The sequence below is a fragment of the Laribacter hongkongensis DSM 14985 genome (assembly GCF_000423285.1).
Taxonomy (GTDB): Bacteria; Pseudomonadota; Gammaproteobacteria; order Burkholderiales; family Aquaspirillaceae; genus Laribacter; species Laribacter hongkongensis.
In genome coordinates, this window is the sequence record NZ_AUHR01000005.1 from 203442 (window position 1) to 218329 (window position 14888).

Annotated in this window: 11 protein-coding genes and 1 pseudogene; 3 read left to right on the forward strand and 9 right to left on the reverse strand. The window is 53.4% G+C overall.

Annotation, left to right across the window (positions count from 1 at the left end):
* Nucleotides 1-76 precede the first annotated feature (76 nt).
* A complete protein-coding gene (locus G542_RS0106755) occupies nt 77-1261 on the forward strand; it encodes an acetyl-CoA C-acetyltransferase (protein ID WP_027823728.1) in 1185 nt (394 codons plus the stop codon).
* A gap of 218 nt (nt 1262-1479) precedes the next feature.
* Nucleotides 1480-4293: a valine--tRNA ligase gene (locus G542_RS0106760; protein ID WP_027823729.1), complete on the forward strand. Its 2814-nt coding sequence runs from the start codon at nt 1480-1482 to the stop codon at nt 4291-4293.
* A gap of 54 nt (nt 4294-4347) precedes the next feature.
* On the opposite strand, the gene G542_RS0106765 is transcribed toward G542_RS0106760, so the two are convergent.
* Together G542_RS0106765 and G542_RS0106770 are read right to left on the reverse strand one after the other, a co-directional pair.
* Nucleotides 4348-6105: a sensor domain-containing diguanylate cyclase gene (locus tag G542_RS0106765; protein WP_027823730.1), complete on the reverse strand. Its 1758-nt coding sequence runs from the start codon at nt 6103-6105 to the stop codon at nt 4348-4350.
* A 508-nt stretch (nt 6106-6613) separates the two neighbouring features.
* Nucleotides 6614-8008, reverse strand: a complete 1395-nt coding sequence (locus tag G542_RS0106770; protein ID WP_081666772.1) for a methyl-accepting chemotaxis protein — start codon at nt 8006-8008, stop codon at nt 6614-6616.
* A gap of 779 nt (nt 8009-8787) precedes the next feature.
* Here G542_RS0106770 and G542_RS0106780 point away from each other — a divergent pair.
* Nucleotides 8788-9414 (forward strand): acetate uptake transporter, encoded by a 627-nt coding sequence (locus G542_RS0106780; RefSeq protein ID WP_012696602.1) that lies wholly within the window; start codon nt 8788-8790, stop codon nt 9412-9414.
* A gap of 78 nt (nt 9415-9492) precedes the next feature.
* On the opposite strand, the gene queF is transcribed toward G542_RS0106780, so the two are convergent.
* The 7 genes and pseudogenes from queF to G542_RS17440 all read right to left on the reverse strand — a co-directional run bounded on the left by queF (nt 9493) and on the right by G542_RS17440 (nt 14652).
* On the reverse strand, nt 9493-9924 hold the full coding sequence (queF, locus tag G542_RS17940; RefSeq protein ID WP_012696604.1) for a preQ(1) synthase: 432 nt from the start codon (nt 9922-9924) through the stop codon (nt 9493-9495).
* 21 nt (nt 9925-9945) lie between these two features.
* A complete protein-coding gene (gene queE, locus G542_RS0106785) occupies nt 9946-10575 on the reverse strand; it encodes a 7-carboxy-7-deazaguanine synthase (RefSeq protein WP_012696605.1) in 630 nt (209 codons plus the stop codon).
* Nucleotides 10572-11576, reverse strand: coding sequence for a 6-pyruvoyl trahydropterin synthase family protein (locus tag G542_RS19620; protein ID WP_034985189.1), 1005 nt, complete (start codon nt 11574-11576; stop codon nt 10572-10574). Before G542_RS19620 ends, queE begins: the two co-directional genes overlap by 4 nt.
* A gap of 1 nt (nt 11577) precedes the next feature.
* The gene (gene queC / locus G542_RS0106795; protein ID WP_012696607.1) at nt 11578-12267 is read right to left on the reverse strand and encodes a 7-cyano-7-deazaguanine synthase QueC; all 690 of its coding nucleotides are present in this window, start codon (nt 12265-12267) and stop codon (nt 11578-11580) included.
* Between the two features lie 160 nt (nt 12268-12427).
* A pseudogene (locus tag G542_RS17435) lies at nt 12428-13069 on the reverse strand (EAL domain-containing protein); the annotation flags it as partial.
* Between the two features lie 15 nt (nt 13070-13084).
* The gene (locus G542_RS18475; RefSeq protein ID WP_012696609.1) at nt 13085-13306 is read right to left on the reverse strand and encodes a hypothetical protein; all 222 of its coding nucleotides are present in this window, start codon (nt 13304-13306) and stop codon (nt 13085-13087) included.
* Between the two features lie 5 nt (nt 13307-13311).
* The gene (locus tag G542_RS17440; protein ID WP_081666774.1) at nt 13312-14652 is read right to left on the reverse strand and encodes a sensor domain-containing diguanylate cyclase; all 1341 of its coding nucleotides are present in this window, start codon (nt 14650-14652) and stop codon (nt 13312-13314) included.
* Nucleotides 14653-14888 lie beyond the last annotated feature (236 nt).

Below are 14888 nucleotides of genomic sequence, written 5' to 3' on the forward strand. Positions count from 1 at the left end.
CTTGGCAAGATGCTTTCAGACTGGTTTTTCACACCATTCAAACATCCAGATTCAGAGAAATCTGCAGGAGAAATTCATGCAACAAGAAGTCGTTATCGTCGCGGCCAAACGTACTGCCGTTGGCTCGTTTTGCGGATCGCTGGCCAAAATTGCTTCACCGGATCTTGGCTCTGCCGTAATCAAGGCTTTGCTGGCTGAAACTGGCGTGGCTGCCGAAGCGGTCAGTGAAGTGATTCTGGGACAGATCCTGACCGCAGGGACCGGGCAAAACCCGGCGCGGCAGGCCTTGATCAAGGCCGGTCTTCCGATCACGACTCCGGCCAGTTCGCTTAACGTATTGTGCGGTTCCGGCTTGCGTGCAACCCATCTGGCTACCCAGGCCATCGCGCTGGGTGACGCAGAAATTGTCATTGCGGGTGGCCAGGAAAACATGTCGTTGGCTCCTCATCTGCTGCCTGGCGCGCGCGATGGTTTCCGTATGGGATCGGCCCAGTTGCTCGATCACATGATCAACGATGCCTTGACAGATGCGTACAACCACTATCACATGGGCATTACGGCAGAGAACATCGCCGAAAAGTACGGCATTACCCGTGAAGAGCAAGACCAGTTTGCGGTCCTGTCGCAAAATCGTGCCGAAGCTGCCCAGAAGGCTGGCAAGTTCGAAGCTGAAATCACCCCGATCATGCTTCCGCAGCGCAAGGGCGATCCTGTTGCTTTCGCCACTGACGAATTTGTCCGTCACGGTGTCACGATGGATGTTCTGGCCAAAATGCGGCCGGCCTTCAAGAAGGACGGAACCGTCACGGCCGGCAATGCCTCGGGCATCAATGACGGTGCCGCTGCCGTCATGCTGATGTCGGCTCGCAAGGCCGCTGAACTGGGGCTCAAGCCGATGGCCGCCGTGCGCGGTTATGCCCTGACCGGATGTGCTCCGGAGATCATGGGCATGGGGCCAGTTTCGGCTACCCGCAAGGCGTTGGCCCAGGCCGGCTGGACGTTGCAGGATCTGGACCTGATCGAAGCCAACGAAGCTTTTGCCGCACAGTCGCTGGGGGTTGCCCGTGAACTGGAATGGGACATGAGCAAAGTCAACGTCAATGGCGGTGCAATTGCCATCGGCCACCCGGTCGGAGCTTCGGGAGCACGCGTGCTGGTGACCCTGCTGCATGAAATGCAGCGTCGCGAGTCGCGTAAGGGCCTGGCTACCCTGTGCATCGGCGGCGGCATGGGTGTGGCCCTGGCTGTTGAGGCGTGCTAAACAAGTCCTGAGCTCTGGCTCTTGCTTAAACGGGTTGGCGGTTGCCAGCCCGTTTTGTTTTGCCGGTTTCCGGCCATGTCACGGTTTGCTCCGGCTGGATACCTGCGCGACATTCTCGTTGCAAGGTTCGGCTTTCCGGGACTGCCGGCAGCAAGAGAGCCGGCTTTTTGGTTACAATCGATCCATTTTTCACGCTTTCGCGCCATAGAATTCACATGATGGAACTTGCCAAGAGCTTTGAACCCGGCAATATCGAAAACCGCTGGTACGACCGTTGGGAAGCTGCCGGCTATTTCAAGCCGAGCATGGATACGGACCGCCCGTCCTTCTGCATCCAGCTGCCGCCGCCGAACGTCACCGGCACCCTGCACATGGGCCACGCCTTCAATCAGACCATCATGGATGGCCTGACCCGCTACTACCGCATGAAGGGCGACAACACGCTGTGGGTGCCGGGTGCGGACCACGCCGGTATTGCCACCCAGATCGTTGTCGAGCGTCAGCTGGCCGAGCAGGGTGTCAGCCGCCACGACCTGGGGCGTGACGCATTCATCGGCAAGGTGTGGGAGTGGAAGGAGAAGTCCGGCGGTACCATCACCAGCCAGATGCGCCGCGTCGGCTGCTCGGTTGACTGGGACAAGGAATACTTCACCATGGACGACAAGATGTCGACCGCGGTGACCGAAGTCTTCGTGCGCCTGTACGAGCAGGGCCTGATCTACCGCGGCAAGCGCCTGGTGAACTGGGACCCGAAACTAGGTACTGCCGTCTCCGACCTCGAGGTGATCTCGGAAGAGGAAGACGGCAAGATGTGGCACATCCGCTACCCGGTCGTCGGTTCCGACGACGTGGTGGTGGTTGCCACTACCCGCCCGGAGACACTGCTGGGCGACGTGGCCGTTGCCGTCAACCCGGACGACGAACGCTACCGGCACCTGGTCGGCAAGCAGCTTGAACTGCCACTGACCGGTCGCACCATTCCGGTGATCGCAGACGATTACGTCGATGCTGCCTTCGGTACCGGCTTCGTGAAGATCACCCCGGCGCACGACTTCAATGACTACCAGGTCGGCAAGCGCCACAATACCGCGCTGATCAACGTGATGAGCCTCGATGCCACCATGCTGGCCAAGGCGCAGGTATTCGGCTTTGACGGCAGCGCGCAAGGCAGCATCGACTTGCCGGCGGCCTACGCCGGCCTGTCTACTGCCGACGCACGCAAGGCCATGCTGGCCGATCTGGATGCCGCCGGCCTGCTGGTGGATACCAAGCCGCACAAGCTGATGGTGCCGCGCGGCGACCGTACCGGTTCGGTTATCGAACCGTTGCTGACCGACCAGTGGTTTGTCGCCATGACCAAGGTGGGCGAAGGCGACGCCACCGGCAAGAGCATTACCCAGAAAGCGATCGACGCAGTCGAGTCGGGCGAAGTGCGCTTCGTGCCGGAGAACTGGGTCAATACCTACAACCAGTGGATGAACAACATCCAGGACTGGTGCATCAGCCGCCAGCTGTGGTGGGGCCACCAGATTCCGGCCTGGTACGACGAAGACGGCAAGGCTTACGTCGGCCGCACGCTGGAAGAAGTGCAGGCCAAGGCACCGGGCAAGACGCTGCGCCGCGACGAAGACGTGCTCGACACCTGGTTCAGCTCGGCGCTGGTACCGTTCTCCAGCCTGGGCTGGCCGAACGAGACGCCGGAACTCAAGGCTTTCGTGCCGTCGCAGGTGCTGGTGACCGGTTACGAGATCATCTTCTTCTGGGTCGCGCGCATGATCATGATGACGACCCATTTCCTCGGCAAGGTGCCGTTCAAGGACGTGTACATCCACGGCATCGTGCGCGATCACGAAGGCAAGAAGATGTCCAAGTCCGAAGGCAATGTGATCGACCCGGTCGACCTGATCGACGGCATCGCGCTGCCCGAACTGATCGCCAAGCGCACCACCGGCCTGCGTCGCCCGGAAAAGGCACCGCAGATCGTCAAGGCGACCGAAAAGCTGTTTCCCGAGGGTATTCCGGCCTACGGCACCGACGCGCTGCGCTTCACCATGGCCAGCTACGCGTCGCTCGGTCGCTCGGTCAACTTCGATTTCAAGCGTGCCGAGGGCTACCGCAACTTCTGCAACAAGCTGTGGAACGCTACCCGCTTCGTAATGATGAACGTCGAGGGCAAGGACTGCGGTCAGGACGAATCCTTGCCGCTGGAATACAGCTTTGTCGACAAATGGATCATCAGCCGCCTGCAGGAACTGGAAGCCGCGGTGACCGAGGCGCTGGATACCTACCGCTTCGACATGGCTTCGCAGCTGATCTACGAATTCGTCTGGAACGAATACTGCGACTGGTATGTGGAACTGGCCAAAGTGCAGCTGGCCAATGGCAATGAAGCCCAGCAGCGTGCTACCCGCCGCACGCTGGTGCGGGTGCTGGAGGTGGCGCTGCGGCTGACGCATCCGGTCATGCCGTTCATCACCGAAGAGCTGTGGCAGACCGTTGCTCCGCTGGCCAATGCCAAAAAGACCGACTCCATCATGGTGGCAGCATGGCCGGTGGCCGACATGTCGAAGGTGGATGCCGAAGCCTGCGGGCGCATGACGGTGTTCAAGGAGCTGGTCAATGCCATCCGTAACCTGCGTGGCGAGATGAACCTCGGTCCGTCGGTTAAGGCACCGCTGTTTGTCGAAGGGCCGGCTGCCTATGCTGACTTCCTGCCCTACGCCAGACTGTTGGGCCGGTTGTCGGATGCGGCGGTGGTGGAGAAGCTGCCTGATGCTGATGCTCCGGTCGCCATTGCCGGCGAAGCACGGCTGATGCTGAAAGTTGAAATCGACAAGGCCGCCGAAACGGCGCGTCTGACCAAGGAAATCGGGAAGGCTGAATCCGATGTCGAAAAACTGACGGCCAAGCTGGAAAAACCCGGCTATGTCGACAAGGCACCGGCACAACTGGTGGAACGTGACCGCGTCCAACTGGCTGACCTGACTGACAAGCTGGCCAAGCTCAAGGCCCAGTTGCTCAAGCTGGCCTGAGGCCGGCGTACGGAAAAACACCCCGCATATTGCGGGGTGTTTTTTCATGGTTGCTCAGGCCAGAGTGACGCGATTGCGGCCGTCGCGCTTTGACTGGTACATGGCGTGGTCCACCCGGACGAACAGGGTCTTGGCCGTATCTCCTGCGTGCCAGACGGCAATGCCGAAACTGGCGGTCTGTGGGCCGACGGAGCCGAAATTGTGTCCGGCGATGGTCCGGCGCAGTTTGTCCGCCACCTTGCGGGCTGATTCAACGGGGGTCTGCGGCAGGACGATCAGGAATTCTTCGCCACCCCAGCGGCCGGCCGTGTCGGAGTTGCGCAGGGTCTGGCGCAACAGGGCGGCGATTTCGATCAGGACCCGGTCACCGACCTGATGCCCGTGCTGGTCGTTGACCAGCTTGAAATGGTCCAGGTCCAGCAGGATCAGGGAGAACTCCTGTGCATGTCGCTGTGCCAGCGATATCTGGCGCGCAACCTCTTCATCCAGACGCAGGCGGTTGGCAAGGCCGGTCAGGCGGTCGGTGGAGGACAGCTTTTCCAGTTCGCGGTTGCTGGAGACCAGCTCGTTGATCAGGACATTGTTGAAATACACCAGCCGTTGCAGGATGCGGCTGTGCTGTCTGGAGATGGCATCGAATGTCTTGAGGGGGCCTTCGATCCGGGTGTGGCCGGTTTGCCCGTAAGGGCGTTCCCCCTCGCGCAGGCCGACAGCCACCAGGGTGGCATTGAGCAGCTGGTAATCGCCCTGCTGGCCGGCGAATTCGCCATAGGTATAAAAGCCGCTGGCCGGCGCGATGGCATGGAAGGCACTGATTTCGAGCTGCACGTCTTCCTGCATCAGCGAATGCCGGGTGGAGCAAGAGTAGAGGAACAGGCCCTCGGGGGCAAAAGCCGCCACCTGTTCAAGGGTCTTGCCGGTCTGTTCCAGAATGACCGGTATGCTGCCATAGCCGAAATGTACGGTTTCGCCGGTTTGCAGGTCGGCGATGAAGCTCAGGCTCAGGTCGTCGTTGACGGCAATGGGGATGCGCGCGAGCTGTGCGCCGTTGCGGTCAAGCAGGACGGGAAATTCGAGCGAATTCAGGAAAAAATTCTCGTCCGCCTCGATGCCAAGATAGTGGCGGTAGGCTTCAAAGGCCGGGCGGTTGTCGATGGTGCGGACATTGAATCCTTCGACATCGGTCAGGCGCATGCTGCGACCGACCGGCTGCCAGCCCAGATGGGTCCAGATGCCCACTTCGAGATCCGGTCCGCAGAGGGCCACCGCCACGGCAGCACATGAAAACGTCCGGCCGTTGCACATGACCCACGACTGGCTGAATCCGTGCAGGTCTGCCGCACCGCCGCCAAAGACCGGCAGGTCGCTCCTGACTTCGCGCAGGCCTTGCAGCAGGCAGTCGGCCCGAAGCGTGATCGGCGTGGCCAGCAGCAACAGCCCGCGCAGGAACGGCAGGGCACCGGCCTGTTCTGCCAGGTGCCGGCCGGCGGAAACTTCGCTTTCCGTGGCAACCGGCAGGACAAAGGGGTGAAGTTCCGCTGCATCGAAAAACGCGACGGACAGCATGGTGTTGCCGGTTTCGAGCTGACCGTCACAGATTTCGCCGACCGATGTCGAACCGACCACCACGGCCCCGGGCCAGACCTGCCGCAACGTGTCCGCAAGGCCGCCAAGCCACTCCGGATCACTGTGCACGGTGTAGATCTGGACCAGAATGGAGTGGGCCTGCTCCGCACGGGAGCGGAGATCTCCATCGTTCAGTAACGGGATCAGCTCGCTTTGATGGTGAATAACGAACGAAGCGTGGTTCACGAAATGTAGTCATTCAATTGAGGTTGCTGATTTTCTCCTTTTATTACTCGTAAATGCAATTTTGTTATGCGAAATAGTTCACTGGTGGTGAAAAATCCACTTTTGCGAGTGATCCCGCCAAATTCGGTTTGACGAACTGATGGATGTCTGTATCGGGATATGTCTGCTTTGCAGACGGGTTGTTTCATACAGAGGCAAAGAATGCACTTGGAGTCACGTTACAGGCATGCATCAATATGCATTTAGGGTAATTGTTTGTTATGAATTTTTATTTGCGCTGGTTGCATGAAAGGCATGCAGTATTGGGGGTGGTTGCATCAAAATGCAAAAGTCATTCGGTTGGGGAGGTTTATGGATTCCCCTGTAACATCGGGATGGGCATGCCATGCATGTTCGGCCTGCCTGCCAAGCAGGCATGGTCAATGAAGTAAAGAGTGAAAGCTTGCAATAAAAAACCAGTATCCGGTGGACGGATACTGGCAAGTCAGGTACTGACAAAGACTGTCTTTTACAGCCCGACTATATGGCTGAAGTTGATGTCTGCCTCGAAAACGCCGAGCAACCTGCCTTTTGAATCAAACAAGGGTGATGACACGGTAAAACAATATTCGCCGGTATCTACCGAACGGTACAGGTCTGATACCACAAGCTCTTTGGATTTGATTGCCTCCAGAAACCACCGGCGATTGGACCAGTTGTTTTTCCGGCCACCTTCGTCGAAGTGCCCTGGTGCGACATCCGCAGTGACTTGTATGCCTCGCGTGTCGGTAATGCAGATCATTTCAAATGCTGATTCCTGTTTGCACAATGCCACCAGCTTTCTGTCGAGGTCTGCTCCATCCAGCTTTTCCAGATTCCATCCCGAAATGACCTTGGCAATCATGTCCCGGCTTTGCTGGTGACCTTCAAAGCGGAAATTGCCAACAGCAGCCAACAGCAGGTCACTCTTGTCCCGGACCTGGTTTGCTGTCACGGCCAATTGATGAGCATCATCAAGTTGCTGGTGCGTACCTTCGGCCACTTTGCCAATCTGGCTGACAATGTCGTTGACTTTGTCGGTCTGCTCGGCACTGGTGGTCGCAATGGCATGTACATGCTCAATCAGTGTCGAAATGTCTTGTGATGCGGCCTTAATGGATTCTCCTGCCGCAGATGACAAGGCCACTCCTTTTTTCACCAGCCCATCCATTGCTTCCATTGTTGTGCTGGAGTCATCGACTTGTTGCTGAATGGTGGCCAGCAACGATTCGACGTCCTGCGTTGCCTGCATGGTCTGATCAGCCAGTTTGCGAACTTCGTCTGCCACTACCGCAAACCCCCGACCCTGTTCGCCGGCGCGGGCGGCTTCAATTGCTGCATTGAGTGACAGTAACCGGGTACGGTCCGCAATGTTCTTGATCAATTCCACTACTTCACCGATCGACAGAGAACTTTGCTTCAGCGCGTGGATCTGCTCTCCCAGTGCTTCGGTGCTTTTTCCTATGGACTGGATCTGGCGGCGGTTTTCTTCATCGTTGGCATTTGCACTGGTGACAGCTGCGGCGACCTGTCCTGAAAAACCGGATGCTTCGGCGGCACTGACTGCAATCGAATGAACAGTTTCAGACAGGATCTGGCTGGCCGCTGCAATGTCTGCTGCGCTGTGCTGCTGTTCTCTTGCGCGGTCTTCCAGTCGTTTTGACAGGTCTGCCAGACCGGGAGCCAATCTGGACATCTGGATCGCGTTGCCGACGACCTTGTAGATGGATTCACGAAAGCCCTGCAACCACATGTTGAGCAAACGGCTGCTCCACTCGAAGGTTCCCTGGCTATCTGGCAGCTTCACGGTCAGGTCAAACCCGTTACGGGTAGCCTGCTCAAGTGGCTGAAGGAATTTTTTCAGACTGCGCGCACAAATAAACATTGTTACGTCTCACGGTGAAACCAGAGAAAGGCTGATTTCAGAGGATCATCCGGTAGAAGCCGGGCTTCCTCTTGGCAGACAAGTCATGGCAAGCAGTGTTTCAGGCTTTGCTGTCATCGCGCCGGTTTTTGAATCAACCAAGTTTGCTACATTATAATAATCTAATTAAGAATGTGTATAAATAGATGTCGCAAAATCCATTCTGGAATGCGTCAGATATGGTCTTTTTTGGTGCTGATGTCGAGTAGTAAATTTGATTGCGCAAGTGACTGGTTATGCTAATGTGCTTTTTGGTTTTTCATGAATGTTATTGGCATTATTAAGTTCAAAAGAGATTGCCAGTTTCGTGCAAGATGGTTTCTGATGGATTTTTGTATTTCATAAATCAAATCCACGAAAAACTCAGTCAAATTTTTTGACATTAAATTTTTCTGTGGATCGAGTCGCCTGTTTTTTATCAGTGAATCATAGCGGTTGTTTTGTTCTTTTTTGTTGAAAAATCTGTATACATTTGTTTTTTTGAATTGTTGTGCTGTTTTTTTGTTTGTTTTTGTTTTGCTTGAATGTTCCTCTTGTTATTTTGGGAAAATATATTGACTTTATTTATTGTTTTTGGATTTTTTATATGCTTTTTGAATTATTTGATAATTATCAAAAATTGTTTATTGCCCATTGGCATGTTGTTTGTTTGTGATAAAAACATTTCGCGACTGAATGTCAAGCAGGATTGGCTGGTCGGCATAAAAACAAACAAATAGATTTGCAAAGGTGTAAAAACAATGTCTGTTGCGCAACAAGCTATTACTGAAACCAGAATCATTCATTCTGATCCGACCGCATTAGGTGTATTCGGGCTTTCGATGGTGACCTTTGTTGCTGCATCCCAAAAAATGGGATGGACAACCGGGTCTGCATACATCATTCCCTGGGCCCTGTTTCTGGGGGCCGCTGCCCAGATTTGGGCTGCTACTGTTGACTTCAAGAAAAACAATTATTTCGGTTCCATCGTCCTGGGGGTATTTGGCCTGTTCTGGGCTGCCGTCGCCATGCACTGGGCAATCAGTCAAGGCATGTTCGGAGAGGCAGTATTGCAGCATGCTGATCCACGGCAGCTGGCATTTGCCTGTTTTGGCTATATGTTTTTTTCAGTGTTCATCATGATTGCGGCTTTTGAGGCCAACAAGGTATTTGCTGTCATACTGGTGCTGATCAACGTATTGTTGCCGTCCCTCGGACTTTCCATTTTGGGAGTGAACCCGCCATTGTTTTCCAGTCTGGCAGCCTGGTCAGAACTGTTGATATCTCTTCTGGGATTCTATGCAGCGGGTGCCTTGTTTCTGAACAGCTTTTTCGGCCGGATGATCCTGCCTCTGGGCAAACCTCTGGGCTTGATCAAGAAAGCGTGATCAGCAGGCCATGAAAATCGCGCTGTACCATGAAAGGTGCAGCGCGATCTGTTTTTTGTTTCAGGACCGGAATGGGTCTTATGCAGCATTCCATTCTGCAACTGGCCATAACGGGATGCCGCCGCGCGGAGTAAAGCGTCCTTCTACACGAATCCACTTTGGGTGCAAAAGATTTACCAGGTCATTGCAAATCCGGCAAATGCATGCTTCATGAAATTCACCATGCATGCGGAATGAGCCCAGATACAGCTTGAGTGATTTTGATTCTACGCACCATTCTGCTGGTTCCATGTCAATGACGATGATGGCGAAATCAGGCTGTCCTGTAATCGGGCACAGGCTGGTAAATTCAGGGCAGGTAATGTTGAGTTTGCCAGAGACCTGGTTTGGATTGATTTCTGGCCGGTTATAAGGGTTGGGGAAGCGCTCAAGCAAGGCTGCATCGGGTTGATCGTAGCGGTATTCGGTTTTCCCGGAACCAAGGGATTTGAGTTCGTCGTGCAGGTTCATGTTCATTCTCTTTTTTAAAATTCAGCGGATGCCTGCCAGCTTGTGATTTTGCAAAGACAGGTGCCAGTCCGGATGAAGCAGGCAAAAGCCGATGGCAGCCTTGATATGCATCGTTTGTTCAGGTCCATCCATCGGCTGTAGCCAGTAACGGGAAAAACCGGTCAACTCCACCGTTTCAGGCAGTAATCCGGGTTGCGGATAGACCAGTTTGAGCTCATCGCCTTGTTTCTGTACCCACCCGGAGCCGGCTTTGGGGCTGACGCACAGCCAGTCAATTCCGGGTGGGGCAGGAATGGTGCCGTTGGTTTCCACTCCTACTTCAAATCCTCGGGCATGCATGGCTTCGATCAGTTCTTCATCGAGCTGCAACAGGGGTTCGCCGCCGGTAAAGACCACGTAGGGGGTGCCGCCTGTTCCTGCCCAGCTGTCCGCGATGCGCCCGGCCAGTTCCCGGGCGCAGGCGAATTTGCCTCCGTCCGGTCCTGTGCCGACAAAATCGGTATCACAGAACTGGCATGTCGCTTGTGCCCGGTCGGTTTCGCGGCCGCTCCACAGATTGCAGCCGGTAAAACGGCAAAACACGGCAGCACGTCCGCTATGTACGCCTTCGCCTTGCAGGGTATGAAAGATTTCCTTGACGGTGTAGGTCATGACTGTTGCCCCTTGGGTGCCGGCAGGAAAAGCACGGCACCTTCGTCAGGATTTTCAAGCAGGTCGATCCGGCACAGCTCTGGTACGGATTCGGCAAACTCACGGGCAATCCACCGGGCAATACCGGCACAGTCAGTTGCATCAATGGCGGGCAGACGATCCAGGGGATGATGATCCAGCTGTGCATACACGGGCTTGAAGCGTGCCTTGATCTCGCCGAAATCACGTACCCAGCCTGTGTGGTTACTCATGATCCCTGTTAGTACCAAGCGTACAAGGTAGCTGTGACCGGTGTAGCGCCCCGCATGATCGAATGGCACGGCAGCCTCGAAACGCTGCTCTTTCCAGATCCGGAATCCTTGCCCGTCATAGCGGCTGCCGGCCGAAGCCGTTTCGAACACTTCCACAGCCTGCAAGCCGGACAGGGATGGCTGTAGTTGCTGCCAGATCCAGCAGGCCAGCATTTCACTGGTGGGATTGGACAGACCGGCAATGTCGTTCAGCAAGCGGTGGTGCAGGGTGACATGCAGTGGCTGCCAGGCAGAGTACAGCGCAGCTGCATCATGCTGGCCTGCATCGGCGACAAGGCGTACGCCAAAACCGTGTCCGTGCAGACGGCCGCACTGGTGTCCGGCCGGGACATGGGGCAGCCAGTGAGCTGCGTCAAAGTGGCCGAAGATGCAGATGCGTCGCTGACCGTCAGGGTCCAGTTCCGATTCCAGCCCGGGGGCCGAGCGCAACGACAGGGCGGCAGGTGTAGGCAGTTGACTCGCAAACCATTTCAGCAGGGACTGGTCATCCGCATGGCTGAGGTAATGATCCAGATCGGCGTAATTCAGCGGAGCAGCGATACGGGCCAGCTGTTCGCGCAGATCCGGCAAAGGCATGTCGGCCCGGGCATGCAGGCGAAAGCTGTGGCCGTGCCGCTGGTTTGTTCCATTGGTCAGCGGCAGGCTGCGGGCGGCTTCAAAACCGCAACAGGCTTGATGCAGACAAGGCATGTCAGACTCCTGCCAGCCGGTTCAGCAAGGGGTCAGGAATGCCTGCTTCTGCAAAACCCTTGGCACGCAATACGCAGGCCGCACATTGCCCGCAGGGAGGTACGGCACCGGCGTAGCAGGTATGACTGAAAGCCAGTGCCGGCATGGCTCCGACGGTCCGGGCCAGCGTAACGGTGTCGGCTTTGGACAGGAACATCAGTGGCATGTGCAACCGCATGCGTGATTCCATGCCCAGGTTGATGGCCAGTTCCAGCGCACGCAGGGTGTTTTCGCGGCAATCGGGATAACCGGAGTAGTCGGTCTGTGCAACACCGGTGACTATGTGGCGAATACCGCGAGGCCAGGCCCAGGCTGCTGCAAATGTCAGGAAAACCAGGTTTCGGCCCGGCACAAAGGTATTGGGCAGCAAGGTCTCTGCATCAGGCCCCGTATCCGGTGACATCTGCTGGTCTGTCAGGGCATTACCCCCCAGGGCAGAGAAGGTATTGATCGGGATGATCGTGTGTCCGACCCCGGCCATTGCGGCAATGGTTCGTGCGGCATCAAGCTCGACCCGGTGTCGTTGGCCATAATCAAAGGAAATGGCGCTGACCTGTGCAAAGCGGGACAGAGCCCAATAGAGGCAGGTGGTCGAATCCTGACCTCCGGATAGCACGACAAGCGCGTGCTCGGGATCGCGTAGGGAGTCCATGTTGTGACTTTCGAGTAACAGTCGAAGCAAAAGACGCCACCGATCGGTCTCACGGGGCGCGGAAGCGGCATTCTACGCTAAATCATGAAGATCATTGCGACCGTTCGTTTTATGTGAAAAGCATTTTGACGTGACTGTGGCTTCAGCGGTTTCGTGAAAATCACGATGGCTTTATTGTGCCGTTTCGCAATGCTGAACTGAAAGCATCTTCCGGAATGGGTCTGGAAAAATAATAGCCTTGTGCAATATGGCAGCCGCTTTTTTGCATCAGCTCGACGTCATCCGCTGTTTCCACTCCTTCTACCACAATGGATAAGCCAAGGCTGTTTGCCATTTTGGCAATGCCGGTGAAGATAATGTCTCTTTTGGTGTTATCCGCCGAGCTGCTTAAAAATTCTTTGTCTATTTTTAGTATGTCAATGGGCATGTTTTTGAGCATGTTTAATGATGAATATCCGGAGCCAAAATCATCCATTGCTACCAAAAATCCATGCTCTTGCAACTGCCTTGCGAACCTGCACATGATGTCAAAGTCGCTGAACAATGCGCTTTCTGTTAGTTCTATTTCAACGAGTTTTGGTGGTATTTCATATTTGTTCAGCTTTTCTTTTATTTTCTGGAAGAAATTTTCACTGGCCAAATGCAGTTTTGAGAAATTGATGGAAACAGGGACGCACGGGATATTGTTGTCTAGGTTGTTTCTCGGAAATTTCAGTGATTTTTCGTAGATGATCATGTCCAGTTCTATGATCATGCCGGTTTGTTCGCATAATGGGATAAATTCACCTGGTGATATGAATTTCCCGTCTGGTTTTTTTCAGCGAGCCAAAGCTTCGCAGCCGGTTATTTTGTTGCTTGAAATATCAACTTTAGGCTGATGGAAAGCCACGAATTCATCGGCAGCAAAAGCTGTTTTTATGCTTGATTTCAGTTTTTCATTATGAATTGATGCGGCTTCCATCTGCTCTGTATAAAAAGCATAATGTTTGTTGATCAAACCCTTGACCTTCTTGGCTGCAATTGCAGCCTTGTCAAGCATGGTGTTTATGTTTTCCTGGGATCATTTACTTGATAGATGCCGGCAGAGAAATAGATGCTGGCGTCTTTGTGTGACGTCGGGTCAAACAGGTTTGAAAGCCTTTCCGGGGAGATGTCCTCCAGCAGTAATGCGTAGTTGTCGTCAGATATTCTTGCAATATGTTCGTGTTGCCTTAATTGATTGGCAAATTTTTGATATGTGTATTTCAGAACAGTGTTTCCGAAATCAAAGCCATGAAATTTGTTTATATACTTGAAATTGTCAATGTCGACCTTGATTATCGAGCGTGTTTTGTTGTCTGGCTCTTTTATTGAATTTTCTGCGTTTATGAGAAATTTGCTATAAGTATTTCCATCTGTAACCGGATCAACGAATGCTATTTTTTCCAGTTGCATTTGCTGCCTGTTTTTGTAAATCAAAAAATAAACCATGCTTATTGCTGATATTAATGTTACAAAAAACAATATTGCATAAAACAGGTGTATGACAATATTGGCGTTGGGAGATACGGTCAATACTGGGACACTGACAACCAAATACCAGCCGCGTGCCTTGTCAATTGGAGTATAGGAGGTAAATATCTTTACGCCGGAAACAGTAGTCTCAATGAGGCCACTTTTTTTTGCGGTGATGTCTGACCGGATTTTCTCTGCCTGCTCAGGGTTGCCGCTTGCGTGCAGGTCCCTGAAGTAATTGTCAGATTTTTTCTGGCAACTATTGTGCGATGTATGTATGACTACATATCCCTTTTCGTCAACAATGTAGATATAACCATTTGCTGAAAACAATGGTAGGGATGCCATTTGGTACATTTCACTTTTTGTCAGTATTTTTTGTACTGATCCGATAGGGGTGTTTTTTATCATTATGGGGGCTGATATGATGAATATATCTTCTCCGTCGAGTCGCGAAATTATTTGGTCTGATATGTTTGATCTGCCGGTCATGGATGTCCTGAAATATTTCCTGCTGGTGATGTATATGGGTTGCCTGTTTTTTCTGAATACAGTCCCTGCTGCATTGGCAATGAAAACATTGTTGCTGTTTGTCCTTATGTCAAATTCATTTATGGCTTCTTGGATGTCCAGATTTTTATCCAGAAGTTGTTTGTATTTTATTTCGTCTGATAACTGGCTGGCCAAAACTTCGACAGACTGGATGTTCAGGGTCAGCCTGTTTGTGATGGATTCTTTGTTCTGAGAGACAATCTCTGTCAGGTTGATTTTTGTGTCCAGCTCAAGGAGGCTTTGAACATGTCTCATTAGCAGGATGATGAAGACAACCAGTATTGATATGACGACCCCCAAGAAAATCAATGAGGTATTGAATTTTTTCTGGTTTTTCATGTCACTGTCTTTTGTTGTGTTTTTTTGTATGTATTCGCTGTTTTGGTTATCTGTTAGTGTTTTTTGTCAGTCATCTTTCATTAACATTTTTCTTTGATTTTTGTCAATTGCTGCAATTTGTCTTTGGTGTTGTTTTTTGAATGTGTTTTGAAATCCTGGGGCAGGATTATATGATGCGAGACATGGTGTTTGTTGACTTGATTTTGATTAGTATTGGCTTTGCTGTGGCGGTGTAT